Origin of the sequence: Salinirussus salinus (assembly GCF_009831455.1) — an archaeon.
GTDB classification, from domain to species: Archaea; Halobacteriota; Halobacteria; order Halobacteriales; family Haloarculaceae; genus Salinirussus; species Salinirussus salinus.
Genome location: NZ_WOWO01000004.1, coordinates 322,453 through 348,414 on the forward strand (window position 1 = coordinate 322,453; position 25,962 = coordinate 348,414).

Here is a 25,962-nt window from a genome sequence, read left to right on the forward strand (position 1 = left end):
GTTCGGGGGGCTGTCACCGCCGGTCCAGTTCCCGGCCCCGGCCCTGGTTCCGGCTCCGGTCCTCGCCGTCCTCCGCCTCGGTCTCGTCGTCGAAGAAGCCGAAGTCGTTCTCGTCGCGCCGGAGGTAGTCGTTCTCGAGGACTTCGGAGACGACCCGGCCGAGCGCGTCGAGTTCCTCCGCGACGCCGTCGGGGTCCTCGAACGCGTCGCGGCTCCCCTCCGGGACGGTCGGGCTGCGGTAGCCGACCTCGTCGGTCGCGGGGTCCCAGTAGAAGTCGAACTGCTCGACCAGCCCGCGTTCGCGCGCTGTCTCGAACTCCGCCGCCGAGAGGTATGTGTGCTCGCTCCACTCCTCGAAGGCGTCGGCCCACGCCCCGTCTTCGAGGACCGCCGCCACCTCCTCCCGGCGGTAGTCGTCGGTGACCTCCTGGTCGGTCATGTCGATGGCGTCGTACTCGCCCCGGGACTGCGGGCCCCGGAGCGCCGGCGGGTCGGGGGGCTCGACGTCGAGTGACATACGATGACATACGCCACGGGATGGCTTGTGTCTTCGCGTCCCCCTCGCGTGTCGGGTCCTGACTGCCTCCCGGCTCCGCTCGCTACGTGTCGGTCTGACTCTCGTACAGCGACTCGACGCGGTCGAGGCTGTCGGCGCCGGCCGTATCGAAGTCGTCGCGGAACCCCTCGAAGCGGGGAAAGCGCAGGGCATAGCCCGAGTCGTACTCCGGGGACCGCTGGACCCCCTCGTAGCCCACCTCCAGCACCTCGGTGGGCTCGAGGTCGACGTCCCGGCCGTCCTGCTCGAGGATGTGGGGTTCGAGCCGGGCGGTCAGCTCCGCGAGCTGCTCGTCGGTGAAGCCCGTCGAGAGCCGTCCGACCTCCCGGAACGTGTCGCCGTCCCGGCAGGCCAGGTAGAGCCGGCCGAGGTTGTTCGAGCGCCGCCCCTCGCTCCACTTCGCGCGAGTGACGACCAGGTCCAGCGACTCCATCGTGGGTTTGACCTTCCGGGTGTAGCCCACCCGCTTGCCGGGCTGGTAGGTCGCGTCGGCAGTCTTGACCATGAGCCCCTCGTGACCGGCCGCGAGCGCCTCCTCGTAGAACGCCCGGACACGGTCCGGGTCGCGACTGCGGAGGCTCGGCATCCGCTCGACCTCCCGAGTGCGTTCGGTCAGTCGCCCCTCCAGTGCGTCGACCCGCTCGAGCAGGCTCCGCTCCAGCAGCGACTCCCCGTCCAGGTAGAGGAGGTCGAAGAGGTAGATGACGACCGGGACCGACTCGACGAGGCGCGCGACGTCGTGCTTGCGCTTGATCCGCCGGGAGAGCTGCTGGAAGGGGAGCGGCTCGCCGGTCTCGGGGTCGTGGGCGACGACCTCCCCCTCGACGATGTAGGAGTCGGCGTCGAACCCCGCCATCGCGTCGACCACGTCGGGGAACTGCGCGGTCACGTCCTCCAGCCGGCGGGTGAACAGCTGCGGGCCGGTCCCGCCCCCGCTGCCGTCTCCTCCGTCACCCCCTCCCGCGCTCCCGTCGTTCCCCTCGCTCGCTCCGGCCTCGAAGTGGACCTGCGCGCGGAAGCCGTCGACCTTGTACTCCGCGAGCGGGGCGGGCGGGGTGTCGCCGCTCCCGCCGTCACCCTCGCTCCCGCCGGCGGCGCCTGTGTCGCTCGCTTCGAGCGCGTCGGCGACGGCCGCCTCGACGGAGTCGGTCTTCTCCGCGAGCATCACCTCCACCGGCCGGCCGACTTCGAGGTCCAGGTCGGCAAGCCCAGCGCGGCCCGAGTCCGCGGCTGTCTGTGCGACGAGTCCGGGGTCGTTGGTGACCTGGAGAGCGTGCTCGACGGCCTCGACGTCCGCCCCGGGGGTCTCGCCGGGCTCGTCGGGGTCGCCGCCGAGGAAGGCCGCGGCGATGGCGTCCCGGACGGTCCCGCGGCCGACGCCGAGTCGGAGGTGACCGAGCGCCGTGCGGACGACGTACGTGGCCTCGTCGGGGTCGGCGTCGGCCAGCAGCCCCGCCACGGTGTCCACCCGGCGGTCCTCGCTTCCCGCGCCCTCGTAGCCGGCGAGACTCCGCAGCTCCTCGTAGACCCCCTCGACGGTCAGCGTCTCCGAGACGAGCGTCTGCTGGACCTGCCGCTCGACCGCCCTGGCGGCGGCACTGCCCAGGTCGCCGGTCTCGCGCCAGCCGGCCTCCACGTCCTCGGCGGCGACGCCGGTCGCCCGCTGGACCGCCCGGCTCGCGAGGCTGGAGGAGACGCCGAGTTCCGCCGGGTCCCAGGGCGCGAACAGTTCTCCCCGGAGGAGTCTGAGGACCATCGGGAGGTCCTCGTGGGAGGTCTCGGCCAGCGTCTCCGCGACGATGGCGACCTTCCCGTGAGTCGACTGGGTCTCCGCCAGCCGGTCGTACACCTCCACGAGCGCAGCGTACTCCACACCCGGGTCTCGGGACGGCGGGACATAAACGGGGCGGCCCGCGGGGCCGTGGCGAGTCCGGCGGGCCAGGATGCGAGAAGCTTCCGGGAAACGCCGCCGGCAACCACAAGACCCGGGCCGCCGAAGGCCGGGTATGTCCGGCCGGCGCGGCCAGCGGCTCTACGACTGGTGGAGTCGCCACGGGGAGTTGCTGGACGGGCTGTACGACGCGGCCTTTCTGTGCAGGCAGGCACAGCTGCGCGCGAAAAGCGTCGACGCGCTGGCGCTGTCGCCCGGCGACACCGTCCTCGAACTCGGCTGCGGCGACGGGCGCAGCCTCCACCGCCTGCGCACGCGCGTCGGTCCGCGGGGGCGTGTCGTCGCGCTGGACTACAGCGAGGGGATGGTCCGCCGGGCCCGCGAGCGCGTCCGCGAGGCCGGCTGGACGAACGTCCACGTCCTGCGGGCCGACGCGAGCCGTCTGCCGCTTGTGGGTCCCGTCGACGCGGTCTACGCGTCGATGGCCGCCAGCGCGATGGCCGACCCGGACGCGGTCGCCCGCGAGTCCCGCCGGCTGCTGCGGCCCGGCGGGCGGATGGCGCTGCTCGACGCGCGGCCGTTCGGGGAGCCGTGGACGGCGCTCAACCGCCTGGTCGTCCCGGTCTCGCGGTGGGCGACCGACTGGAACCCCGACGCGGACGTCACGGGGGCGCTCGCGACCGCCTTCGACGAGGTCGACCTCGACACCTACGTCTGGGGGACGGTCTTCGTTGCCAGCGCCCGCCTGGCGGACAGCTGAGCCGTCGGGCCCGTGCGGTGGGCCGTGCGACGACCCGGCTACCGGACAGTGACCCGGCCGCTGCTGTGGACGGTCACCTCGTACTCCTCGACCGGGAAGGTCACCGTCCCGCCGGTGGCGCGGAGCACGGACCGCAGGTCCGCGGCGTCGACGTACGTCCCCAGGGGGCCGATGTCGCCGGCCGTGAGCGCGGTCGTCTCGGTGAGCGCGTCGACGACGGCCTCCTCGACGGAGGCCGGGCGGACCCACTCCGCGCCGTCCCCCTCCCGGGTCCGGACGACGTACAGTTCGGCGTCGTCGGTCTCCATGGCCGGACTATCGCGGAGCCAGTACAAAAGGGGCCGGGCCGGTTTCAGCGCGTGAAGGAGCCGTCCGCGGGCGAGAGCAGCGCCTCCTCGACCAGCGAGTCGAGGCCACGCCGGACCCGCTCGGAGGCCGCCTGGCTCGACACGTCGAGTTCGTCGGCCAGCTCCGCGAGCGATGCCTGCCGGGGGACGTCGAAGTACCCGCGCCTCGCGGCCACCGCCAGCGTCCGCCGCTGTGGCTCGGTCAACCGGAACCGGGCAGCCCGCGGCGACCCCTCACACTCGTAGAGGGCCTCGACGGACCCGGCGACGCCGGCGGCCTCGCACCGCTCCCGGAACGCCGCCGCGGCGTCACGGTCCGGGAACTGCAGCCGCAGCGCCCAGACGCCCGTTCCGGCTCGCCCGGAGACGAACACCCCCTCGTGTTCGACCGCAGCGCGGTAGACGTCCGTGCCGTCGAAGGCCCGGCCGTACCGGACGCGGTACAGCGAGCCCCGCTGCCCCGCGGCCACCTCCGTCGTGGTCCGGGTGACCTCCCGCTCGACCAGCGGGTCCCGGACGTCGGTCCCGGCCCCGCCGAGCCACAGCGCCGCACAGAGCGGGACCTCCCCCGTCGAGTCGAGCGAGGAGATGTCGGCCGCCTCCGCCGACGCCGCGTCGAGTGCCGGGCCGAGCACGCCCGTCTCGAACTGAAACTCCGCGATCATGTCTCGGACGTAACACAGCCAGATGTTAAGTACTGACGGCGCACGGGTCCGCGACTCGGCGGCGTCCGGAGACCCGTTGGAGGGAAAACCCGGCTCAGGAAGGTGTCAGAGGCACGGTCGGACGGGACTCCCCCAACGCGTCACACGGTGTTCGACGCGCGGACACATAGCCGTATTGCCTGATATGTCATGCAACGATCCCGCGGTCACAGCCCCTCGCCCTGGTAGCTGCCGTCGTAGGTGTCCTCGTGGTCAGCGCGGGCGAGCACCAGCTGTGCGACGCGGGCCCCGGCCTCGAGTTCGACGGTGTGGTACACCTCGAGCAACCCCTCGCCGCGCCCCTCGTAGCCGGCGTCCCAGACGGCGGTGTCGAGCATACAGGAGTTGCGCAGCAGCGACGAGCGGGGGTAGATGAAGCCGACGTGGCCTTCCGGGATCCGGACGCGGTCGGCGTACCGGAGGACGTAGCCGCCGGGGTCGAGGCGGTAGACCGCCGGGTCGTCTTCGACCGGCTCGCACTCCCGCCGGTCACCGACTGTTTTGCCCTCGCGGCCGACCCGGCCGGGCTCGACCTGCTCGAAGACGGCCCCGAGCGTGAGGTCGACGCCGTTGGGCTGGACCTGCTCCTGGCGGACGCCCCCGAGCTGGTCGGCGACGAACTGGCCGCTCCTGAACATATCCTCCCCTGTCGGAGCCGGGAAAAAACGCTGCCGGTCGCCCCCAGTTCTCCACGGCCGTCCGGGCTCGCCCTCCAACACACATGATTTATATCCGCGGATAGTCGAAGTTCGGACGCTATGGGACAGACGCTCACCGAGAAGATCCTCGACGACCACCTCGTCGAGGGCGAACTCGAGCCCGGCGAGGAGATCGGGATCGAGATCGACCAGGTTCTCACCCAGGACACGACGGGGACGCTCGTCTGGCTGCAGTTCGAGGCGCTCGGCCTCGAGGAAGTCCAGACGGAACTGGCGGCCCAGTACTGCGACCACCAGACATACCAGTTCGACTTCAAGAACACCGACGACCACCGCTTCCTGCGCTCTGCGGCCGGTACCTTTGGCGCCTACTTCTCGCGTCCCGGCAACGGCATCTGCCACAACGTCCACCGCGAGAACTTCGCCGCCCCGGGCAAGACGATGCTCGGCTCGGACTCGCACACCCCGACGCCCGGCGGGCTCGGCGAGCTCGCCATCGGCTCCGGCGGGCTGGACGTCGCCGTCGCGATGGGCGGTGGCGCCTACTACATCGACATGCCCGAGGTCACCAACGTCCGGCTCGAGGGCGAGCTGCCCGAGTGGGCCACCGCGAAGGACATCATCCTCGAGATGCTCCGTCGCCTCTCCGTGAAGGGCGGCGTCGGCAAGATCTTCGAGTACACCGGCCCCGGTGTCGAGACGCTGTCGGCGCCCGAGCGGATGACCATCACCAACATGGGGACGGAGCTCGGCGCGACCTCGAGCATCTTCCCGACCGACGAGCGCACCAAGGAGTACCTCGAGAAGGTCGGCCGCGCCGACGAGTTCGAGGAGCTCCAGCCCGACGAGGACGCCGAGTACCACGACGAGATCACCATCGACCTCTCGGAGATCGAGCCGCTGATCGCGACGCCGTCGATGCCCGACAACGTCGTCCCCGTCCGCGAGGTCGCGGGCGAGGACGTCGACCAGGTCATCATCGGCTCCTGTACCAACGGCGGCTACGAGGACATCCTGCCCGCGGCGAAGATGCTCGAAGGCCGCTCGATCAAACGGGACACCGAGATGATCGTCGCGCCCGGCTCGAAGAAGGCCAGCGAGATGCTCGCCCGCCAGGGCTGGACCGCGGAGATGATGGCCGCCGGCGTCAACTACTCCGAGTCGACCTGTGGTGCCTGCATCGGCATCGGCCACGTCCCCGGCTCCGATTCGGTGAGCCTGCGCACGTTCAACCGCAACTTCGAGGGTCGCTCCGGCATCGAGGACGACAACGTCTACCTGTGCTCGCCGGAGGTCGCCACCGCCGCGGCTATCGCCGGGGAGATCGTCGACCCGCGCGACCTGGCCGACGAGCTGGGCGACCTCGAGGACCCCGGCTTCGAGCTGCCCGAGGAGTACGAGGGCGCCGAGAACGACATCATCACGCCGGACGACCCGGTCGACGACGACCTCGTCAAGGGCCCCAACATCGGCGACGTGCCGCTGAAGGACCCGCTCGACGCCCACCTGCAAGGGCCGGCGCTGCTGAAGATGGAAGACAACATCACGACCGACCACATCATCCCCGCGACACAGGACATCCTGATGTACCGGTCGAACATCCCGAAGCTGTCGGAGTTCACCCTCTCGCGGGTCGACGACAGCTTCGCCGAGCGCGCCCTGGAGTCCGACGGCGGCTTCCTCGTCGCCGGCGAGAACTACGGCCAGGGCTCCTCGCGTGAGCACGCCGCCCTCTGTCCCATGTACCTGGGCATCGAGGGCGTGCTCGCCCAGAGCTTCGCCCGCATCCACAAGGCGAACCTCTTCAACTTCGGCCTGCTCCCCCTGGAGATCGACGAGGAGACCTACGAGCAGATCGACCAGGGCGACGACATCGAGATCGTCGACGATGTCTCCGAAGCTGTGCGGTCGGGCCAGGAGGAGTTCACCATCCGCGTCAACGACGACTGGGAGGCGACGGGCATGCTCGACGCCTCCGCCCGCGAACGCGAGATCCTCGCGGACGGCGGCAAGCTGACCCACGTCAAGCAGCAACACGACGAGAGCGGCGCCCCGGCCGACGACTGACCGCCCGCCGTTTCGACCGAACCGACGCGAATTTTTCGGCCGGCCGACCACCACCCGCACGGTAGACGCGTCCCTCGAACCGGTCGCCACCGGCCGGGAGGTCCGGTGTGTGGGGGCCTGTCACTGTCACGCACCCGCATCGCTGCAGGAAGACGGGCGCCGTCCGTGGCAATCACAGAAGATACTTATGACAGTTCCGAGACGAGTAACGCATGGAAGAGCCCTCCAGGCGAACCTTCCTGAGCGGGAGCTTCGCCACGATAGCCGGTCTGACGTACGGTCTCCGCGGCAGCGCCGCCGACCGTTCACGGGCGGTACGGGTCGACCCCGAGGACCTCCCCAAGGACGCCGTCGCCGACCTCGACGGTATCTTCGACCTCGTCCCCGCCGGGTCCGCGGTCGACCGGGAGTACCAGGTCGTGGCTCTCGCGGACGCCTCCGGGGTCGAGACCACAGAGGAGTTCACCTACCAGACCCGGCAGGTCGTCGACAGCGTCGACGGCCTCGAGGCGGGTGCGGTGAGTCACGTCGTCTCGGCCCGCACGGACCCGCCGGGGCTGCTGGGCGCTGTCGTCGGCTCCTTCGAGGACCTGGAACCGGGCGAACGCGTCGGGACAGACGGCGACTGGCGGGTCGCCGACACCGGCGAGGTCGCAGTCGCGAGCACCGACGGCCGGCTCGCGTTCGCGAGCGGGGACAGGGAGGCCCGGGTCGGCGCCGTCGAGGCGGCGGTGACGGCGGCCCGCGGCGAGACCGACACCCTGCTCGATACCGCCGACCACGCGGCCGAGGCCTTCGGGCGGTTCGGGGACAAGCGCCTCGCCTTCCTCCTGCGCAACGTCGACGGGGGGTTCGTTCCGCTGTCCGGGGCCGTCGAGGCGGTCGCCGCGGGCTTCAGTCAGGACCCCAACGACTTCGAGGGACGGGTCGAAAACGAGTATCTGCTGTTCACCGCCCGCCGGCTCGACGACGCGACCGCCGAGCGGGTCGTGCGACAGCTCGACCCGGGCAGGGTCGTCGACCTGGAACTCGGCCGGGAGGACGGCGTCGTCCACGCCGCAGTCGTCTCGACGGAGCCGCCGCGCCACGACCGCGAGGCGGCCCCGGACGCACACATCGAGGCCACGCGGGAGGACGGGTCGGTCTCCTTCGCGCACGCGGGCGGCGAGCCCGTGCCCGCGGAGGAACTCGACCTGTGGGTCGACGGCGAGCGCCCGCCGACACAGCCAGCAGACGAGTTCGACCGCTTCACCGACGGGGACAGCTTCACCGTCGAGACGGACACGCTGACGACAGTCACCCTCCGCTGGTTCGACGAGGGGGAGAACGTCTACTACGACTACGTCCAGCGGCTGTTCGGCGGGGGCGCCTTCGAGACGGCGTACGACGTCGACGCCGAGCGGCTCCGGGTCACCTACGCGGGCGAGCGCCCGGCGGACCCGGCGAAACTGACGGTGCGCCACCGGGGCGAGGACGGCAGCCGGACGTCCGCGGCGGAGTTCGGCGACGGCGAGCTGACCGTCGGTGACACCGCGACCGTCGAGGGCGTCGGGATGGGTGACCAGGTCACGGTGTCGCTGGACGTGCCGCCCCGGCCGCAGGGGGCGCCGACCACGCTCGTCCGGTTCCGCGCCGCCCCGCCGCGGCTCCACGCGTACCAGCACCGGGAGGGCGTGGTCGTGAGATACCACGACGACGCGGACCGCGACGCCGCGGAGTTCGAGGTCCTGGTCGACGGCGAGGCCGCCGACCGCCAGTTCGCCGACGAGTACGACACGCTCTCGCGGGGCGACGACCTGCTGCTCGAGACGCCCCCGTTCGGGAGCGAGGTGACCGTCGAGTGGACCGAGCCCGACGAGCCGGTCGAGGTCGCACAGGAGGTCGTGGTGCCGCGTGGCCACGTCGAGACCACCTACGACGGCCAGCAGGGAACGGTCACCCTCACCTACCGCGAGGGCCCCGCCCTCCCGGCGGAGACGCTCTCGCTGACGGTCGACGGCGACCGGGCTCCCGTCCAGCCCGCCGACGAGCACGACGAGTTCACGCCGGAGGACACCCTGACCGTCGACGCGCCGCCGTTCGTGGTCGTCGAACTCCGCTGGGAGCGCGGGGAGGCGACACACGAACTCGCGGAGGCGGTCACCGGCCGGGAGGATGTCGAGGCCAGCTACGACCCCGACGAGGGCGCCGTCGAGTTCGTCTACGTCGGGCAACAGCCGGCCGACCCCGGCCGCGTCGACGTCGTTCGCGGCCGCCGGCCCCAGGCTGGCGACGGAAGCGGGACGACGGCCTTCGAGGCCGAACACGACACGCTGACAGAGGGGGACAGCGTCCGGGTCGACGGCGTCGACGTCGACGAGCGCCTCGAGGTCGTTCTCACGGACGGGGAGCGGCGCCGCCCCCTGTTCACCTTCACGCCGCGGCCGCGGTGGGCGTTCTCCTTCGAGCAGCGCGAGGGAACGGTCGTCGCGGTCTACACCGGGGAGAGCCAGCGCGACGCCGACTCGTTCCGGCTGCTCGTTGACGGCGAGCCGGCCGACACGCAGCCGGCGGACGTCCACGACACGCTCGAGCGCGGTGACGAGGTCGAACTCGGCTCGCTCGGCGCCGGTACCGAAGTCACCGCCGAGTGGGTCGTGCCCGACGAGCCACGCGAGGTGCACAGCCACGTCGTCGCCCCCGACGCCGAGTTCGAATTCGAGCTGAGCGGCGACGGGGAGACGGTGACCGTCGAACACGACGGCGGGAGCGCGGTCGACGCCGACGACCTGTCGGTCGCGGTCCACGGCGCTCGCGGGAGCCACCTCGAAGAAGCCTGGGGTCAGTCGGGGACCGAGGTGACCGAGGGCGACACGACCACCGTCGACCTCCCCGACGGAGCCGGCGACGGCCCGCTCCACGTCGTCGTGGTCTTCGACGGGCAGGAGATGCTGGACCACGGGGAGTTCGACCTGTCCGACGGCGCGGACTGACGGGACGGGTCGGCGCTTACTCGCCCACCTGGTCCCGGAGCGAGACTTTGTCGATCTTCTGGGTCGCCGTCCGCGGGAACTCCGACACGAACTCGATACGGCGGGGCCGTTTGTACCCCGCAAGACCGGCGTTTACCTCCCACCACTCAGTGACGTCCTCCTCCGTGAGGTCCGGGTCGGCGGGCACGATAGCCGCTGTGACGGCCTCGCCCCACCGCTCATGGTCCGTTCCGAACACGGCAACGGCTTCGATCCCGGGATGGGCCTGGAGCGCGTTCTCGACTTCGCTGGGGGCGACGTTCTCCCCCCCGGAGATGACCATGTCGTCGACCCGGTCGACGTAGTACAACAGCCCGTCCTCGTCGGCACGGACGACGTCGTCGGTGTGCAGCCAGCCGTCGGTGAAGTAGTCCGGATTCAGCGACTCGTCCCAGTAGCCGGGCGTGATAATGTCTCCCCGGAGGAGCAGTTCACCTTCCTCGCCCGGCGGGACGTCGGTGAGGTCGTCGGCAGTGACGTCGACGACCCGGTGCTCGACGGCCTGAACCGGGCGACCGAGCAAGCCCGGCCGGCGCTCGGTGTCGGTGTCGAACGTGACACTCAGCCCCGTGTTCTCGGTCTGCCCGTAGTAGTTGCGCAGCGCGCCGACATCGAAGACCGACTGGAACGAGTCGAGCGTCTCCTCGGTTGCTGGCGACCCACCGTAGACGACCTGCTCGAGCGAGGACGTATCCCGTTCCCGGGCGGCTTCGGTGTTGAGCACATCGAGCATCATCGTGGGAATGAGTCCGGAGAAGGTCGCTCCGTGTGTCTCGGCCAGTTCCGCCCACTGAGCGGCGTCCCAGGCCGGTTGGACGACCACAGTCGCCCCTTCGAGGAGGGCCGGCAACGCCCCGCCGTAGAGTCCCCCGACGTGAAAGAGCGGGACCGCGACCAGCGAGACGTCCGACGGCGAGAGGTCGAAGTGAGTGACGTTGACGTCGAGCTGGGCCCCGACGTTTCGGTGCGTCTGGATGACACCTTTCGGCCGCCCCGTCGTTCCGGAGGTATACATCACGACGGCGGCCTCGTCATCGAGACGGCGAACCGGCTCGGGCGCTGTGTCTGGCTCTGGTAATTTCCCTGCGTCGAAGGCACCCTTGCTGTCGACCTCGACGACACTGTCCTCGTCCAGTCCATCGATGCGGTCTTCGAGTGCGCGGATGTTCTCGCCGAACGCATCCGACCCGACCAGCGCCGTCGGGTCGAGATCCGAGAGCGTATACTCGAGTTCATCGAGGCCGAACCGCGTGTTGATCGGACTCGCTATTGCGCCCGTCTGCCAGACGCCGAGCATCGCCGGAAGGTAGGCGGGAGTGTCCGGGAGATAGACCGCGACCCGGTCCCCGACGCCGAATCCCTGGGCGTCGACCCAGGCTGCGACCCGTCGAGTCTGAGCGGCGAGTTCCTCGTAACTGGTCGTGGTACCGTCGGCGCTGACGATGGCAGTGTCGGTCCCGCGCTCGGCCAGCCGGTGTTCGAATCTGACAGCGACATTCATGCATCAATGTGGTACCATACACCACATCAAAGTTCGTGCCGACGTGGACGGATGGCGACCGACCCGATTCAGCGGTAGACTGAAGCGACCGGTCTGTGACAGACTGGCGCATGAGCGGGACAGTCAGCTACGAGACCAGCGGACGGAAAGCGACAATCACGCTCGACCGGCCGAAGCGGTACAACGCCATCGACGACGACATGCCCGGCGAACTCCGGGCCGCCGTCGAACGGGCGGACGAAGACGAGGACATCCATGTGACCGTGCTGACCGGCGCGGGCGAGGCATTCTGTTCGGGGTACGACCTCAAACACTACGCCGAGGACCCCCGACCGACGATGGGGAGCCAGGAGATGCCGTGGGACCCCATGCAGGACTACCGGATGATGAAGTCGAACACGGAGGATTTCATGAGCCTGTGGCGCAGCTACACCCCGGTCATCTGCAAGGTCAACGGCCCCGCTGTCGCTGGCGGGAGCGATATCGCCCTGTGTGCGGACCTGATAATCATGGACGAAGACGCCCGGATCGGTTACCCGCCGGCGCGGGTCTGGGGCTGCCCGACGACGATGATGTGGGTCTACCGGCTCGGGCCCGCCGGTGCCAAGCGCATGCTGTTCACGGGTGACCTCGTCGAGGGTGACGAGGCGGCTGACATGGGGCTGGTCTGGGAGGCAGTCCCCGGCGACGAACTCGACGACCGGGTCGACGAACTCGCCCATCGGATCGCGGGCATCCCGCAGAACCAGCTCATGATGCAGAAACTGGCCATCAACCAGGCCTACGAGAATATGGGCCGTGAGACGACACAGATGTTCGCGACGATCTTCGACGGAATGACCCGCCACACCCCCGAAGGCGTCGCGTTCAAGGAGCGGTGTGAAGAGGTGGGCTTCCAGCAGGCAGTCGCCGAGCGCGACCAGGGTGAACTCTTCGAGTGAGCAGTCGCGCTGTCGCAGGTGAACCGACAGTCGAGGCCGGATCCGAGGCCGTACGCGCAGCTCCCGGGTATGTACCTGAAACCGGCCACACATCCCGTCTCCTCGGCCGGGTGCGAACGGTTCCACGCGCTGGTCGGCTTGGTACCGTCGATGCCTCCCGGCCCGCCCATCCCAGCTCGTTCTCGCCGGTCCTCTCCTGCCGAGACTAGTAATTAAGCCACGAGACTGTCAATTCGGAGGACGTGACCGAATACGACTACATCAGGTACGAGGAAGAAGACGGCGCCTCAGTCATCACGTTCGACCGACCGGAGACCCTGAACGCATTCAATACGGGGCTGCTCAGCGAGGTCGAGGCCGGGATCGAACGGGCCGAAGAGAGCGATGGTATCCGGGCCATCGTTCTCCGGGGGGCGGACGGCGTCTTCTCGGCAGGCAATGACTTCGGCGAGGAGCACGACCTCGATGGACCCGCAGAGCGGTTGGAAGCCTATACGGGCGACACGCAACAACGGCCCGGGTATATCGGCCACTACGAAGCGATCTTCCAGTCTCCGCTCCCCGTCATCGCCGCTATCGAGGGCTACGCGCTGGCGGCGGCGTGTAACGTCGCGTGCCTCTGTGACATCGCCATCGCAGCGGAGGACGCGGAGTTCGGCTATCCCGACGTTCGCATGGGGTCGTTGCCCGGGATACTCGTTCACCCGTACGTCGGCGTCGGCATCAGACATGCCAAGGAACTGCTCTTCTCTGGCCAGCATATCGACGCTGCCGAGGCCGAGCGGATCGACCTCATCAACCGGGCCGTTCCCGCGGACGACCTCTGGGAGGAAGTCATGCACCAGGTCGACCGGATCAAACTGACGCCATCGTCGACCGTGACACTCTCGAAGTACATGCTCAACGACGCGATGCGTCAGATGGGATACCAGGCACCCGACGGGCGACTCGACAGGTATCTCTGGGCGTTCTCCTCCAACACCACGGTGAACAAGACGTTCCACCAGATACAGTCCGAAGAGGGGCTAGAGGCGGCGATCGAGTGGATGAACAACGCGGAGAAGAGGTGAACCGGGATGCCGCCTGAACGCCGGCACCCGGGCGTACGGGGAGCCCGCCGATGACTGCAGACCAGTGGACCGACGCCTACTGCCTCCACGAAACGGAGTGGGCCGGGTACGAGCAGCTTTACACTGAGTTCGACTGGCGGGTTCCGGACCGCTTCAACATCGCCGCGTATACGACCGAACGGTGGCGCGGGAGCGACCGGCTCGCACTCGTTGCCGCCGAAGAAGGGGGGGCCGACCGACGGTACACGTTCGCTGACCTGGACCGGGCAGCCGATCAGTTAGCGAACGCCCTCGTCGCGGACGGTATCGAGCGCGGCGACCGGGTCGCGGTTACGGGGCGACAGCACCCGGTCGTGGCGACCGCCCACCTCGCCGCCTGGAAATGCGGTGCGGTTACGGTTCCAGTGAGTCCGCTTCTGGGGACTGGGGGCCTGAGATATCGGCTCCAGGATTCCGGTGCGACGGCAGCCGTCTTCGGGTCGTCGCTACTCGAAACGCTGGACGACATTGATTCACCGTCACTATCACTCGACCCAGTATACGCGGTGGATGGCGAATCCCCCCTCGACCGCTCGCGTGCTATCCAGCCGCTGCTTGATGAGGGGGCGGCTGCGTTCGAGACGGTCGATACCGCTGCAGACGAGCCCGCGAGTGTGTTCTACACGAGCGGGTCGACTGGTGACCCGAAAGGTGTCGTCCTCCCGCACCGGACGCTGCTGGGCATACTGCCCTCCTATCTCACGCTCAAGTGTGACCTCGAACTCTCCCCTGACGACCACTTCTGGACGGCCTCCGAGTGGTCCTGGATCGCGCTGTACTCTACTGTCTTTACGAGTTGGTTTTATGGAATGTCGGTACTGGCGTACGACCGGGGTGCCTTCGACGCCGACGAGGTCTGGCACTTCCTCGACCAGTACGGTGTGACGTCGCTCTCGGCGGCACCGGCTGCGCTGCGCCGGCTCCGTGATGCACCGGCCGCTCGCTCGGTCGATAGTGTCCGCGTCGTGTTCAGCGGTGGGTCGCTGCTCCGGGAACCAACAGTCGAGTGGGCACGACAGAAGTTCGGACCCGTCTCCGTGCACGTCTCCTATGGCCTTACTGAAGCCGCGCTCGTCTCCGGCAACTGTGAAGCCCTCGGAAAGTCGTACCGGCCTGCCACGATCGGGGTCCCCCAACCTGGCCACGAACTCCGACTCGTCGACCCCGACACCGACGACCACGAAGCCGTCCCACGCGGCGACGTGGGCGAGGTCGCGGTGCGTGCTGCGTCCGACCCGGTTTGCATGGACCGATACTGGCAGAAGCCGGGAGCGACGAACGAGGCGTTGCGAGACGGCTGGCTACTCACCAACGACCTGGGTCGCCGGACCGCTGAGGGGTACATCGAATACATCGGCCGGGCTGACGATGTCATCATCAGTTCCGGGTACCGGATCGGGCCAGCAGAGATCGAGCGGACGCTCGGGACGCACGATGCCGTCAAGGCCGCCGGAGTGGTCGGGATTCCGGACGAGGACCGGGGCGAAATCCCGAAGGCAGTGGTCGTGCTGGCCGATGCCTATGAGGCGAGCGAGAGGCTTGAGGAGGCGCTCCAGGACCACGTCAAGCAGGCACTTGCCCGTCACAAATACCCTCGCGATATCGAATTCGCCGACGAACTTCCGCGAACCTCGACAGGAAAAGTTCAACGGGAGAAACTCGGGGACGGACCGCCGGATTCGTCCGATACTGCCTGAGGACGCTACGGGTTTCCGCCAGTCGTCCCGGAGTACGACACTCAGGAGGCGTCGCGGCTCGGGAGGACCGCAGTCGCCTCCCCCTCGACGACAGTCTCGCCCCGCTGGCTCAGGCCGTCGAGTTCGACGTCGACGGCAGCACCATCGTCCCGGTCCCGTTTGTCGACGACCGTGCCGCGGACTGTCAGGGTGTCTCCGGCCCAGAGCGGGGCCGTGAAGCGCGTTCCGAACCGGGAGACCCTGGACAGCCCCAGCCAGTCCGTGACCATGTGCTCGACGACGCCAGCGGTGAGCATCCCGTGGGCGAAGACGTCGGGGTAGCCGGCCTCGCGGACGAAGTCCCGGTCGTAGTGGATCCGGTCCAGGCCGTTGCTCGCGCCCGCGTACCTGACGAAATCCTTCAGGTCGAACGTCTCGACTACCTCCGGACCGGTGTCACCGACGGCGAGGTCCTCCGCGTATCTCGTGGTCCGGTACGCACCTGTGGCGGCGTCCGACACCGACGCCGCTGGGTCCTCTCCCTCCTCCTGGTTCCCGGGGGGCGTCGCCTCGATACCGCCGGGGGCTTCCAGGATGGTCTTTCGCTCCGTCGCGATGAGGCCTCCGTCCTGGTCGGTGTACTCCGTCTCCAGCACCAGCAGCGTCAGGGTTCCGTCGTCGATCGCTCGCTGGGAGACGTCGACGAGTGTCGTCGTCCCGTCGACCCTGTCGCCGACGTACAGCGGGCGTTCGATCTCGTACTCCTGGCCGCCGTGGACGCGGTATCGCAGGTCGAAGCCGATGTCGAACCCGAGCGGGAACCGGTCGGCACCCGTCTCGGTCTCGCCGGGGCCGTAGCGGGGGAACAGTGCCGTCCGGAGGAACGTGATGGGGGCTGGAACGCGTTCGAACCCCTGTGCTCTTGCCGCCTCCCGTGACCGGTACGCGGGATTGTCGTTTTTCAGCGCACGGGCGAACTCCTCGACTTTGCCGGCCTCGACAGTCAATCCCTCGACGGACCGTTTCGATTCGCCGACCATGGACCGGAGTTCCGCTATGGGGCGTGTTGGCATCCGTATCTGGTGGGGACAGGCGAGTGTATATAAACCGTCCTCTTTGTGAAGGGCTCGCGGTCCGTGTGCCACTCCTGCACCGTTGAGCGAGCCCGACCAGAGCAAATCCTCGCGTGGTGGGGGAAACGGACCCACCGAACGGTTAAGCCGGTTCGATAGCAGGATGACAGCATGTCACCGGAGCTCGATACGATCGGCGTGCTCGGCGGGATGGCCAGTGCATCTACTGTCGAGTACTACCGCCTCATCGACCAGTCGATCAACGACGAGCTCGGCGGCCACAACGACGGCGAGGTCCTGATACGGAGCGTCAACTTCGGGGAGATCGAGCGGTTCATCCGGAATCAGGAGTGGGAGACGGCCGGCGAGCGCCTCGCGGCGGCCGCACAGGAACTCGAAGCCGGCGGTGCAGACTTCATTGTCATGGCGACCAACACGATGCACAAGGTCGCCCCGGCGATAGCCGACGCGGTCACGATTCCGTTCGTCCACCTGGTCGACGTGACCGCCGATGCTATCACCGACGCCGGGCTCGAAACCGTCGGCCTCCTCGGCACGCAACCCACAATGGAGCAGCCCTTTTACCGTGACCGCCTCGCAGAACACGGGGTCGACGTGGTCGTTCCCGACCGGGCCGACCGGGAGACTGTCGACGAGATCATTTTCGAGGAACTGACTCACGGGGAAACCAGTGAACGATCACGGCGGACCTATCTCCGGGTCGTCGACGACTTGGTCGAGGACGGAGCGGAGGGGCTTGTCCTCGGCTGCACCGAGATCGAATTGCTGATCGGCCAGGACGACCGACCGGCGCTCCCGATGTTCGACACGACGGCCCTCCACGTCGAACGGGCCGTCGAGCGGAGCCTCGGCTATCGTAGGTGTTGAACCGAGTCACACGTCGACCGCACCGCGGCCGTGCGGTCGGGTGCACAATGACTTTCAAGACCTCGACAGGAACCTGACGATTCAAATCCGCGCGAACGACTGGTTGGCTCCAACGGAAGCCACCGCGTATCGCTCCAGTTGACGACGGCTCCCGGGCGCTGAAGCCGAACGTAATCCGCTGGAATCTTCTCGCTCACGCCGTTGTTCGCGAGAGTGCTCCTCCGCGGACAGTCACTGGCGTGTGGCGTCTCACCGTCAGATACCGCCGTGTTCGGCTGTGAGCGCTGTTGGTCCGAACGTCTACAGTACCATGACCCTCTGCACCCACCGGCTCGCATGTCCGCTGGACGATCATTCCTGCGCACAAGATTTTAAGTCCGAAGGGCCGACCAACGCCGGCATGGCCGACGCGCGGCTGGAACTGGCAGAGGCACCGGCCGGGGGGTCGGGGGGTCGCGGGCTGGTCCCGTCGCCGCTCCCGCCCGACGACCCCGAGGCGTGGTACGCGCCGGACGTGCAGGCACAGTACGAGGTTCACCCCGGCGTCGTGGTCACCGTCACCGAGCGCGAGGCAGATTTCACCTACGACGTGCGCGAGCCCGTCCTCACCGCGGGCGACCGCGCAGCGGTCGAGCGCGTCGAAGCGCACTTCGCCGACGCCCACCTCGAACGCCCGCGAACCCGGGAAGGGGCTGTCGAGGTGATGAACGGGGGATTTGACCGGAAACACGGGCGCGTCATCGACCGGCTGGTCGACCGGTCGGCACCCGCCCGCCGCCGCCTCGACTACCACGCCCTGGCCCGGATCGCCTGCCTCGGCGAGCTGACGCCGTACGCCCTCGACTCCAACATCGAGGTGGCCGACACCGACGACGGCCTGGTCGTCCACACCAGCGACTACGCGCCGGCGGTGACGGACCTCGAGGACCCCGAGTACATCGAGCGGTTCGCCAGCGAGCGGCTGGACCGCCACACCGTCGCGTTCGAGGGGTTCGAGATACCGGTCGTCCTCTACCGCGAGAACCTGCTCGGTGCGGACCCGTTTACGACCAAGTACGCGGTCCAAGAGCCGGACCTGCTGCCCGGCGACGAGCAGCTCATCGCCGAGTGCAAGGAGCGGCTCTGGGAGGCCTCCGTCGACGGCGTCATCGAGGACGAGCGGGCGTTCGTCCGCGAGCGTGCGGAGGCGCTGCTCTCCCGGCGGCTGCGGAGCCGGAACACCCGCGCCTGGGTCGATGCCGCCCGCCACCGCCTGCGCTCGGCGCTCGCGGAGTACGACCTCGCAGTCCCGCCGGTCGACCGCCGGTACGCCGACGACCGCCTCTCCGACCTGGTCTACTACGTCCTCCGTGACTACGTCGGCTACGGAAAACTCACCATCCCGGTCCGGGACCCGACCCTGGAGGACATCGAGGCCAACCGCGTCGGCGAGCGCGTGAAGGTCGTCCCGCGGACCGACACCGGCCACGACGAGCGGGTCCCTACCAACCTCGTCTTCGAGGAGGAGAGCGCATTCGTCAACGTCGTCACGCAACTCGCGGCTGCGGACGGCACGGAACTCAACGCCTCGACGCCCAGCGCGAAGGTGAACCTCAGCCCCGAGGGGGTCGAGGAGACGATCCGGTGTGCGGTGGGGCTCCCGACGGTCAGCGAGGGCGGCCCCCACATCTCCATCCGCAAGCAGTCCGCGGACGCGCTCACGCCGGTCGACCTCGTCCGCTCGGACAGCCTGCCGACCGAATTGGTGGCGCTTCTGTGGCTGGTCTACGAACACCACGGGGTCGTCCTCTTCTCGGGCCCGACCGGGGTCGGGAAGACGACACTGATGAACGCCCACATGCCCTTCGTCCCGTTCCGGGACCGTCCGATCAGCATCGACGAGGGTTCCCGGGAGGTCCGCCTGCCCCACGAGACCGGCGTCTCGCTGACGACGCGGGACCACCAGGAGAGCTACAAGCGGGTGACGATGGCCGACCTGATGACCCAGGCCAACTACCTGAACCCCGACGTGGAGATAATCGCCGAGGTCAACACCACCGAGAGCTTCGAGACGTTCGCGGAGTCGCTGAATACGGGCCACGGCCTGATCGGCACCACCCACGCAGAGGACGTCGAGTCGCTGGTCAACCGCGTCATCGAGCAGGGGCTGCCGCCGTACCTGCTGCGGGAGCTCGACCTGGTCGTCTTCCCGCGCCACGTCGACGGCGAACGGTACGTCGGGCAGGTGGTCGAGCTCCTGAGCGAGGGGGAGTTCCGCGACCTCGACCGCGAGACCGGCTGTGGGTCGGTTCGCAAGAACGGCACGGCAGTCTACTGGAACACCGTCGCCGAGCGCACGGAGGGCGGCGAGTTCCGGTTTGGCTACGACCACCCCGACCTGGGCGACGAAACGCGTGCGGTAGAACTACGCACCCTCCACCGCGTCGCGAACCTCACCGACCGGCCCGTGACGGCCGTCGAGGAGGAGTTCCACCGGAAACACCGGTACGTCGAGTACTTCGTCCGCCAGGGGATCGACGACTTCGAAGAGCTGTTCGACCTGCTCGCGGACCTGCGCACCGAGGAAGCGGCGACCGTCGAGCGGCTCCGCCGGCGGGACGATGAGTGACCGCGCGTTGAGCCGGGTGGACCGGGGGCTCTACGCCCTGTTCTCCCGGCACGCCGACAGCGAGAGCCACGAGCGCGACCGGCGCCGCTACCGCGCGGCCGGGCTCTCGACCAGCTTCGACGTCTACATCGCCAGGGTCTACGGGCTGGCGTGGGCACTCGGGCTGCTCACCGCGCTCGGGACCTTCGCCGGTGCCGTACTCGTCCCCTCCTCGGCCGTCAGTGCGATGTTTTCCTTCCTGGGGAGCGGCCTCCCGGTACTGAACCGACTCCCCCTTCCCTCCGTCCCGCGCGTCTACCCCGCCCTCGCGCTTGCAGTCCTGCTCGCCGCCCTGGTCCGGTGGCTCGTCGTCAGGAGCGGCGGCGTCTATCTGAGTCGGGTGGCTGCCGTCCGACGCGAGGAGATCGAGCGCACGCTCCCGGGCGCCGTCCGGTATCTCCGGGTTCTGGCCTCCGGGGACAGCGACCAGCGGGACATGCTCGCCCGGGTCGCCGACCAGGAGGCCTACGGCGCGACCGCCGGTTCCTTCCGTGCGGCGCTGAACAAGGCCGCCCTCACGGGCAGTCTCGACGAGGGGCTGTCGATGGTCGCCCGCGAGACGCCCTCGCGGGACCTGCTCTCTCCGTTCCTGCTGAAGTTCCGCGAACACGCCGCCCAAGGGACCGACGCCCTGGAGAGCTACCTCAAGATGGAGGGACGGCTGCTCTCACAGCGCCAGGCTCGCGTCCACGAGCGTGCCAGCGGCTATCTCGAGCTGCTCGCCGAGCTGTTCGTCGTCCTCCTGATCTTCCCGGCGCTCGCAGTGTTGATCCTCACCGTCGCCAGCGCGCTCGCTCCCGGGCTCTCCGCCCCTATTTCGACTCCCTTCGGGACGGTCACCACCCGGGCGCTTCTGGTCTACGCCGCCGTGGGCTTCGTCCTCCTCGTCGGCGTCGGTGCGGCGTTCGCGGTCGCCTCGCTGCGCCCGACCGACCACTCGGTGCCGACCTACGACCGGCCCGAGACCGTCCGGGCGATGCTCGCGTCGACGCCGTCGAACCCGGCGAGCGCGGCAGTCACACTCCTGCCCGTCGGCGTGGCCGTCGGCCTCGTCCTCTGGTGGCTGGGGTCGCCTCCAGTCAACGTCGCTCTGCTGTCCTACGCCGCCTACGGCCTGCCAGTCGGGGTGATTGCCGTCCGACGGGCCCGCCGGGACGACGCCAAGGACCGCGAGATCCGCGACTTCGTCCACGCGGTTTCGGGTCACGTCAGCCTCGGCCGCCCGTTCCCCGAGGCAGTCCGGCGGGTCGCCAGCGATGTGGACCTCGGGGCGCTCCAGCCGGATGTCGAGGACCTGGCGTTCAACCTCGGGCTGACGACCGGCCCCGAGGACGCCAGCGACGTGCGGGCGAGTGCGCTTGACCGCTTCGTCGAGCGGGTCGGCACGCCGCTTGCCTCACAGACCGTCGGACTCGTTGTCGGCGCCTTGGAAGCCGGCAGCGACACCGAGGAGGTCTTCGAGACCCTGGAGACAGAAATCGGGCGACTCTACCACGAACGGAAGGAGCTCCGCTCGCGGTTGTTGGTCTACGTCGCCGTCGGGTGGACGACCGCCCTGCTGGTGGTCGGGATCGTCGTCGCGGTCAACGCCTCGGTACTCGACGGGTTCGCGCAGCTGTCGACAGTCGCGGACACGAACACGGGGATGGCCCTGGACCCGAACGCGGTCGACCCGGCCCGTGACCGCTGGCGCTTTTACCTGGTGGCGCAGGCGACCGTCCTCGCCTGCGGGTGGTTCGCCGGCACGGCCAGCCGCGGCCGGTACGAGGCACTGCTCCACTCCGGGGCGCTGGTCGTGTTGACCTACGTCGTCTTCACCGGACTGGGGGTGGTCTGAGTGTCCGCCCGTGGACAGTCACACGTCGTCGGCGTCGCACTCATGCTCGGGCTGACCGTCGCGGCGCTGGGCGCGCTGACTGCCGGTGTCGGCACGGTGCTGGAGTCACAGGCTGCGGCCGCCGACGCGAACCGGGTCGCAAGCGACCTCGACGCCGCGCTCGACGAACGGGCACACGGCTACCACAGCGGCCACGTCCGGTTCTCCGAGGGGTCGCTCTCGACGGTCGACCGAACGGTGCGCGTGGTCCGCAACGGGTCGGTCGTCGGCGAGGTCGACGCCGGCGGCCTCGTCTTCGAGTCCGGCGACCGCCGGGCCGCCTACGTCGCGGGGGCGGTCGTCCGCGGCCGCGGCGGAGGCGCCTGGCTCACCGAGGCCCCGTCGGTGACGGGCTCCGAGCGGAACGGCGTGGTCGTCGTCGGCGTCCCGCGGCTCGGGGCCGACGAGGTCGGTGTCGGCGGGACTGGCGGGACCGCGGTGACACTGGAAACGAACGTCACCCACAGTCGGCTTGACCTCGGCCGCGGGGAGTTCGCTGTCGCTATCGAGACCGCAACGCCCGACGCGCTGGCGCGTCACTTCCGCGAGGAGAACGCGACGGTCTCCCGGCAGGACTTCGACGGCGACGGAACGCCGAGCGTCGTCGCGCGGTACCCGGGTCGCCGGCAGGGGTATCTCGTCGTCCACGACCTCGCGCTGGAGGTGGGCGATGGATAACCGCGGGCTCAGTCCGGTCGTCGGCAAGACCCTCGCCGCGAGCCTCGCGGTGCTGTACGTCGCCGGGATGACCGCGCTCCTGCTGAACGGCCCGGTGCCGGCGGGCCGGACGGCCGCCGGCGGGGAACTCGGCGAGCGGGTGCTCGCGACGGCTGCCGGTCACATCGAATCTTCTCTCCCCGACGGCGACCGCCGCGTCGACACCCGAACCGAGGTACCGATGCCCGCCACCATCCGGAACGCGGGGTACGCGCTCGAACTCCGCGCCGGTCGGCTCGTTCTCGACCACCCGGTAGACGCGCTCGACCGCGAGACGCGGCTGTCGCTGCCGGCGAACGTCACCGTCGCCGACGGCGACTGGGAGAGTACCGACCGGCTGGTGGTCCGCGTGACCGGGCCGCCCGACAACCGGACGCTGTGGCTGGAGGGCGACTGATGGCGAGGCGCGCACAGACGTCCCTGCCCGGTCTCGGGGTCGCCTTCCTGTTGCTCACGGCGGCGGTGTTCGTCGGGCTCGTGGCGGCGGAGGGCTCGCTGAGTTCGACCGACCGGGCGGCGCTGGACCGGCAGGCTGCGGTCGGGCTCTCCGAACGGCTCACCGCCGACCACGCCCCCCTGACCACCCGTCCGAACGTGCTCAACGAGTCCCGGCTGGTCGGCCTTGACGCGGCGGCGCTGCGCTCGACGTACGGTCTCGCCGACGACGCCGCCGTCCGGGTCCGGCTCGATGGCCGGACGCTCGCTGCTGCGGGTAGCCCGCGCGAGGGGCGGACGGTCCGGCGGGTCGTCCTGGTCGAGACGCGCCAGCGCAGAACCCTCACACCCGAGTTCACCGGCTCCCGTCGGGTCACACTCCCGCGCCGGACCGACCGCGTGCTGGTGACGCTCGCCCCACCACCCGGAACCACTGTCAGCGAGGTCCGTGCCAACGGTCGCGTCGTCCTCCGGGACCCCGGCGGCCTCGATGGCACCTACGACGCCGCCGTCTCGCCGTACGAGACCGTCACGCTCCGGTTCGAGGCGACTGGCGCCCTCGACCGCGGGAGCGTCAGGGTCGTCTACTTCCCCGAGCGGACCCGACCGGCCGAACTCGAGGTGACCGTCGATGGATAGGGGGCAGGCGCCGCTGACCGCCGTCGAGGCGGCACTCGGCGTTCTTCTGCTCGCCAGCGTGGCCTTCGTGTTCGTCCTCGGGCTGCCCGCGAGCCCGGCCGACGAGACACAGCTCGAGCTGTACGCTTCCGACGCAGCGACGGTGCTCTCCTCGGAGGGGCCCCGCCACGCCGACCAGACCCGGCTGGCCGAACTCGCCGCTTCCCGGGAGAGCTTCGAGCGCGAGCGGGGGGCACTCGAGCGGCGGCTCGACCGGCTGCTCCCGGCGAACGTGCTCTACCGGGTCGAGGCACGGTACGGAACCGTCGGACATCCGCTCCCCGCTGACGTACAGACGGGGACGGCAACCGTCTCGACGGTCAACGGCGACGTCACGGTCAGGGTGTGGTACGCGTGACGCCCCGTCCTCAGGCCGGCCGGGGCTGCGACCGATACCGGAACCGCGCCCAGCTGGTGCTGGTCGCGGCCGTCGTCATGACTGCCGCACTCGTCCCGCTGGCGCTCGCGTACCTCCAGCTCGGGTACGGCGCATCGGTTCCGGTCGACGACGACCCTGTCCGGGACGTGACCGACACGCTCGAGCGCGCGCTCGTCGACGCGGCCGACGGGGTCCCGGACAGCTACGCCTGGAGCGACCGCGGGGCAGCCGTCGACACGGTGCGACAGCGGCTCCGGCCCACACTGTCGACGCTCAACCGGTCCCGTCTCGACGACGACACGGCGCTCGCGGTGACGTACAACGCCAGCCGGGCCAGTAGGTGGGCGAGCGCCGACTGTCCCGGTGGACCGGGCCGAGCGTTCGGCCCTTGCCGTGCCGACCGCGGAGTCGTCGTCCAGGAGCGAGCGGGTGAAACACACGTCCTCGCGGTGGCCGTCGACGTCCGCGTCAGCAGCCCGGCAGCCGAGCGCCGCGGGACTGCGGTCGTCACGCACGCGATTCGCTCGTAGGAAACAAGTCCCTGGCGGACGACTGTCGACTCATGTCACAGGGACGGGATACCGAGTTCGGTCTCGCCGAGGTAACCGCAGTGTTCGAGGACCGGAAGGACTACGCCGAACCGCTCACCGCGAGTGAGGTCGCGGACCAGCTGGGCTGCTCTCGCCGGACGGCGCTGAACAAGCTCCACGAACTCCAGGAGGAGACCGACCTGACGAGCAAGAAAGTCGGCGGTCGCAGTCGGGTGTGGTGGATCCCGGTCGAGGTCTGACCGCTCACGAACATTTCAGGACTGGATCGCCGCCTTCCCTGTCCAGTGAAACCTCTACTGGTTCGATGTCGATCAGCCCGACGGCGTCGTTGTAGTCGGGATTCCCACCGCCGCCGTTCGCCGGCGGCGCGTTCGACGGCTCCGCGTCCGATTCTGACAGTTCGTACAGGACTGCGACCTCGCGGTCGTCGAGAGCGAGCGTCCCCGAAGGTCCGAGTTGCGAGCCGAGCATGCCCCCCAGCGACGGCTGGTGGGAAGCCGCGACCCCGTACGTCGGGACCGACTCCCCGTCGCGGAGCAGGATGATATTCTGGTTATCGGGGTCGCTGGCATCGATCCAGAACCGGGGGTCCTGGATCCCGGCACCGGGGTCGGGTTCGAGGATGTCATACTGGGTACCGTCGATCGTCTCGTCGACCGGACCGCCGTCCGCGGCCGGTACTTCCTGCCATCCGTCCGGCTTCGGCGCACGCATCTCCAGTGTCACCGACGCGTTCGCCGGGAGTTGCCCCGTCGTGTACGAGTAACTTCCCGGCAACGTCGGGTGGTTGAGGTCATCTTCCCACAGCTCGACCCCGTCGGTTCCGTTCCCGTCGGGCCACGGCGTAAGCGTCTCTGTCGTTCCGTTCGGATAGCTGATGACGACGCGCCCGTAGACGATGTCGGGCTGGATATCGTCGCCACTGCTGGCGCTTGCGGCAATTCCAACCACTGTGAGGGTCGCGACGAAGGGCCGGTCCGTGACCACTGCGTTGTCGACGACCTGGACGTCTGCCCCTCGCTCGATCGGGACGGTCCGCTCGGCCACGATTCCGTTCGACGGCTCATGGACGATGGACATACTAAACGCATCGGCCGATACCCCGCACAGGTCTGCCTCGGTGAGGTTGAACTCTAGCCGGTCGCCCGCACGGTACGGTCCGGTAACCGAGCCCGTTCGTTCCGGGTCGTCGATGCGCTCCCCGTCGACCTCGATGACGAGCCGCAACTCCTCCGGTTCCAATGAGTCACCACCCTCGTGCTGGACTCTGGCGTACTGGTAGATCTCCCCAGTGCTGTTGTCGTAGACGGTGTAGAACTCGTCTTCGACCGCAACCTGTGGCGTCGGCGTCTGGAGCGAGAACCCGAGTGCCAGCGAGGCAACCGAAACGGACAGCAACAACACGATCGCGACGAGGAGGACGACCCCGACCGGTTTGCTGATCCCGCGGCTCCTCATACGTCTTCCTGTTCTTCGCACAGTACAAACATCCGGCT

Annotated in this window: 23 protein-coding genes; 15 read left to right on the plus strand and 8 right to left on the minus strand. The window is 69.1% G+C overall.

What is annotated here, in order from left to right:
- Positions 1-13 precede the first annotated feature (13 nt).
- Positions 14-517 carry a hypothetical protein gene (locus GN153_RS15515; protein WP_201287930.1) on the minus strand — a complete coding sequence of 168 codons (504 nt, stop codon included), beginning with the start codon at positions 515-517 and terminating at the stop codon, positions 14-16.
- Between the two features lie 82 nt (positions 518-599).
- Positions 600-2,429: an ATP-dependent DNA ligase gene (locus tag GN153_RS15520; RefSeq protein ID WP_159904392.1), complete on the minus strand. Its 1,830-nt coding sequence runs from the start codon at positions 2,427-2,429 to the stop codon at positions 600-602.
- A gap of 133 nt (positions 2,430-2,562) precedes the next feature.
- Here GN153_RS15520 and GN153_RS15525 point away from each other — a divergent pair, with 133 nt between their 5' ends.
- On the plus strand, positions 2,563-3,207 hold the full coding sequence (locus GN153_RS15525; protein ID WP_159904393.1) for a class I SAM-dependent methyltransferase: 645 nt from the start codon (positions 2,563-2,565) through the stop codon (positions 3,205-3,207).
- 38 nt (positions 3,208-3,245) lie between these two features.
- On the opposite strand, the gene GN153_RS15530 is transcribed toward GN153_RS15525, so the two are convergent.
- From GN153_RS15530 to GN153_RS15540, 3 genes are all read right to left on the minus strand, one after another.
- Entirely contained in the window at positions 3,246-3,515 is a 270-nt protein-coding gene (locus GN153_RS15530) for a HalOD1 output domain-containing protein (RefSeq protein WP_159904395.1), read from the minus strand.
- 44 nt (positions 3,516-3,559) lie between these two features.
- The gene (locus tag GN153_RS15535) at positions 3,560-4,219 is read right to left on the minus strand and encodes a helix-turn-helix domain-containing protein (RefSeq protein WP_159904397.1); all 660 of its coding nucleotides are present in this window, start codon (positions 4,217-4,219) and stop codon (positions 3,560-3,562) included.
- Between the two features lie 206 nt (positions 4,220-4,425).
- Positions 4,426-4,896, minus strand: a complete 471-nt coding sequence (locus GN153_RS15540) for a deoxyuridine 5'-triphosphate nucleotidohydrolase (protein WP_159904399.1) — start codon at positions 4,894-4,896, stop codon at positions 4,426-4,428.
- Between the two features lie 120 nt (positions 4,897-5,016).
- Between GN153_RS15540 and GN153_RS15545 the strand changes: the two genes are divergently transcribed.
- The gene (locus GN153_RS15545; protein WP_159904401.1) at positions 5,017-6,984 is read left to right on the plus strand and encodes an aconitate hydratase; all 1,968 of its coding nucleotides are present in this window, start codon (positions 5,017-5,019) and stop codon (positions 6,982-6,984) included.
- Positions 6,985-7,196: 212 nt separating this feature from the next.
- Positions 7,197-9,956 (plus strand): hypothetical protein, encoded by a 2,760-nt coding sequence (locus GN153_RS15550; protein ID WP_159904403.1) that lies wholly within the window; start codon positions 7,197-7,199, stop codon positions 9,954-9,956.
- A 16-nt stretch (positions 9,957-9,972) separates the two neighbouring features.
- On the opposite strand, the gene GN153_RS15555 is transcribed toward GN153_RS15550, so the two are convergent.
- On the minus strand, positions 9,973-11,496 hold the full coding sequence (locus tag GN153_RS15555; RefSeq protein WP_159904405.1) for a class I adenylate-forming enzyme family protein: 1,524 nt from the start codon (positions 11,494-11,496) through the stop codon (positions 9,973-9,975).
- 110 nt (positions 11,497-11,606) lie between these two features.
- On the opposite strand from GN153_RS15555, the gene GN153_RS15560 reads away from it, so the two are divergent.
- From GN153_RS15560 to GN153_RS15570, 3 genes are all read left to right on the plus strand, one after another.
- Positions 11,607-12,437, plus strand: a complete 831-nt coding sequence (locus GN153_RS15560) for a crotonase/enoyl-CoA hydratase family protein (RefSeq protein WP_159904407.1) — start codon at positions 11,607-11,609, stop codon at positions 12,435-12,437.
- A 242-nt stretch (positions 12,438-12,679) separates the two neighbouring features.
- Entirely contained in the window at positions 12,680-13,507 is an 828-nt protein-coding gene (locus GN153_RS15565) for an enoyl-CoA hydratase/isomerase family protein (protein ID WP_159904409.1), read from the plus strand.
- A 50-nt stretch (positions 13,508-13,557) separates the two neighbouring features.
- Positions 13,558-15,243: an acyl-CoA synthetase gene (locus tag GN153_RS15570; RefSeq protein ID WP_159904411.1), complete on the plus strand. Its 1,686-nt coding sequence runs from the start codon at positions 13,558-13,560 to the stop codon at positions 15,241-15,243.
- Positions 15,244-15,284: 41 nt separating this feature from the next.
- Here the strand turns inward: GN153_RS15570 and GN153_RS15575 are convergent, their stop codons facing one another.
- Positions 15,285-16,295 (minus strand): FAS1-like dehydratase domain-containing protein, encoded by a 1,011-nt coding sequence (locus tag GN153_RS15575; protein ID WP_159904413.1) that lies wholly within the window; start codon positions 16,293-16,295, stop codon positions 15,285-15,287.
- A gap of 171 nt (positions 16,296-16,466) precedes the next feature.
- Here GN153_RS15575 and GN153_RS15580 point away from each other — a divergent pair, with 171 nt between their 5' ends.
- The 9 genes from GN153_RS15580 (at position 16,467) to GN153_RS15620 (ending at position 24,705) form a co-directional block, all read left to right on the plus strand.
- On the plus strand, positions 16,467-17,183 hold the full coding sequence (locus GN153_RS15580) for an aspartate/glutamate racemase family protein (protein ID WP_159904415.1): 717 nt from the start codon (positions 16,467-16,469) through the stop codon (positions 17,181-17,183).
- 400 nt (positions 17,184-17,583) lie between these two features.
- A complete protein-coding gene (locus tag GN153_RS15585; RefSeq protein WP_159904417.1) occupies positions 17,584-19,791 on the plus strand; it encodes a type II/IV secretion system ATPase subunit in 2,208 nt (735 codons plus the stop codon).
- Positions 19,784-21,667 carry a type II secretion system F family protein gene (locus tag GN153_RS15590; protein ID WP_159904419.1) on the plus strand — a complete coding sequence of 628 codons (1,884 nt, stop codon included), beginning with the start codon at positions 19,784-19,786 and terminating at the stop codon, positions 21,665-21,667. Before GN153_RS15585 ends, GN153_RS15590 begins: the two co-directional genes overlap by 8 nt.
- Positions 21,668-22,384 carry a DUF7289 family protein gene (locus GN153_RS15595; protein ID WP_159904421.1) on the plus strand — a complete coding sequence of 239 codons (717 nt, stop codon included), beginning with the start codon at positions 21,668-21,670 and terminating at the stop codon, positions 22,382-22,384.
- Positions 22,377-22,820, plus strand: coding sequence for a DUF7266 family protein (locus GN153_RS15600; RefSeq protein WP_159904423.1), 444 nt, complete (start codon positions 22,377-22,379; stop codon positions 22,818-22,820). The genes GN153_RS15595 and GN153_RS15600 overlap by 8 nt, the downstream gene beginning before the upstream one ends.
- Positions 22,820-23,497 carry a DUF7263 family protein gene (locus GN153_RS15605; RefSeq protein WP_159904425.1) on the plus strand — a complete coding sequence of 226 codons (678 nt, stop codon included), beginning with the start codon at positions 22,820-22,822 and terminating at the stop codon, positions 23,495-23,497. The genes GN153_RS15600 and GN153_RS15605 overlap by 1 nt, the downstream gene beginning before the upstream one ends.
- Positions 23,490-23,894, plus strand: a complete 405-nt coding sequence (locus tag GN153_RS15610; RefSeq protein ID WP_159904427.1) for a DUF7262 family protein — start codon at positions 23,490-23,492, stop codon at positions 23,892-23,894. Before GN153_RS15605 ends, GN153_RS15610 begins: the two co-directional genes overlap by 8 nt.
- On the plus strand, positions 23,891-24,445 hold the full coding sequence (locus tag GN153_RS15615) for a DUF7261 family protein (RefSeq protein ID WP_236544830.1): 555 nt from the start codon (positions 23,891-23,893) through the stop codon (positions 24,443-24,445). The genes GN153_RS15610 and GN153_RS15615 overlap by 4 nt, the downstream gene beginning before the upstream one ends.
- A gap of 32 nt (positions 24,446-24,477) precedes the next feature.
- Positions 24,478-24,705, plus strand: a complete 228-nt coding sequence (locus tag GN153_RS15620; RefSeq protein WP_159904429.1) for an HTH domain-containing protein — start codon at positions 24,478-24,480, stop codon at positions 24,703-24,705.
- A gap of 4 nt (positions 24,706-24,709) precedes the next feature.
- On the opposite strand, the gene GN153_RS15625 is transcribed toward GN153_RS15620, so the two are convergent.
- A complete protein-coding gene (locus GN153_RS15625; protein WP_159904431.1) occupies positions 24,710-25,924 on the minus strand; it encodes a type IV pilin in 1,215 nt (404 codons plus the stop codon).
- Positions 25,925-25,962 lie beyond the last annotated feature (38 nt).

Bases quoted from the DNA above. Each gene is read 5' to 3' on its own strand.
- GN153_RS15515 (WP_201287930.1), bottom strand. From the start codon at position 517: ATGTCACTCGACGTCGAGCCCCCCGACCCGCCGGCGCTCCGGGGCCCG.
- GN153_RS15525 (WP_159904393.1), top strand. From the start codon at position 2,563: ATGTCCGGCCGGCGCGGCCAGCGGCTCTACGACTGGTGGAGTCGCCAC.
- GN153_RS15530 (WP_159904395.1), bottom strand. From the start codon at position 3,515: ATGGAGACCGACGACGCCGAACTGTACGTCGTCCGGACCCGGGAGGGG.
- GN153_RS15535 (WP_159904397.1), bottom strand. From the start codon at position 4,219: ATGATCGCGGAGTTTCAGTTCGAGACGGGCGTGCTCGGCCCGGCACTC.
- GN153_RS15540 (WP_159904399.1), bottom strand. From the start codon at position 4,896: ATGTTCAGGAGCGGCCAGTTCGTCGCCGACCAGCTCGGGGGCGTCCGC.
- GN153_RS15545 (WP_159904401.1), top strand. From the start codon at position 5,017: ATGGGACAGACGCTCACCGAGAAGATCCTCGACGACCACCTCGTCGAG.
- GN153_RS15550 (WP_159904403.1), top strand. From the start codon at position 7,197: ATGGAAGAGCCCTCCAGGCGAACCTTCCTGAGCGGGAGCTTCGCCACG.
- GN153_RS15555 (WP_159904405.1), bottom strand. From the start codon at position 11,496: ATGAATGTCGCTGTCAGATTCGAACACCGGCTGGCCGAGCGCGGGACC.
- GN153_RS15560 (WP_159904407.1), top strand. From the start codon at position 11,607: ATGAGCGGGACAGTCAGCTACGAGACCAGCGGACGGAAAGCGACAATC.
- GN153_RS15570 (WP_159904411.1), top strand. From the start codon at position 13,558: ATGACTGCAGACCAGTGGACCGACGCCTACTGCCTCCACGAAACGGAG.
- GN153_RS15575 (WP_159904413.1), bottom strand. From the start codon at position 16,295: ATGCCAACACGCCCCATAGCGGAACTCCGGTCCATGGTCGGCGAATCG.
- GN153_RS15580 (WP_159904415.1), top strand. From the start codon at position 16,467: ATGTCACCGGAGCTCGATACGATCGGCGTGCTCGGCGGGATGGCCAGT.
- GN153_RS15585 (WP_159904417.1), top strand. From the start codon at position 17,584: ATGGCCGACGCGCGGCTGGAACTGGCAGAGGCACCGGCCGGGGGGTCG.
- GN153_RS15590 (WP_159904419.1), top strand. From the start codon at position 19,784: ATGAGTGACCGCGCGTTGAGCCGGGTGGACCGGGGGCTCTACGCCCTG.
- GN153_RS15600 (WP_159904423.1), top strand. From the start codon at position 22,377: ATGGATAACCGCGGGCTCAGTCCGGTCGTCGGCAAGACCCTCGCCGCG.
- GN153_RS15605 (WP_159904425.1), top strand. From the start codon at position 22,820: ATGGCGAGGCGCGCACAGACGTCCCTGCCCGGTCTCGGGGTCGCCTTC.
- GN153_RS15610 (WP_159904427.1), top strand. From the start codon at position 23,490: ATGGATAGGGGGCAGGCGCCGCTGACCGCCGTCGAGGCGGCACTCGGC.
- GN153_RS15620 (WP_159904429.1), top strand. From the start codon at position 24,478: ATGTCACAGGGACGGGATACCGAGTTCGGTCTCGCCGAGGTAACCGCA.
- GN153_RS15625 (WP_159904431.1), bottom strand. From the start codon at position 25,924: ATGAGGAGCCGCGGGATCAGCAAACCGGTCGGGGTCGTCCTCCTCGTC.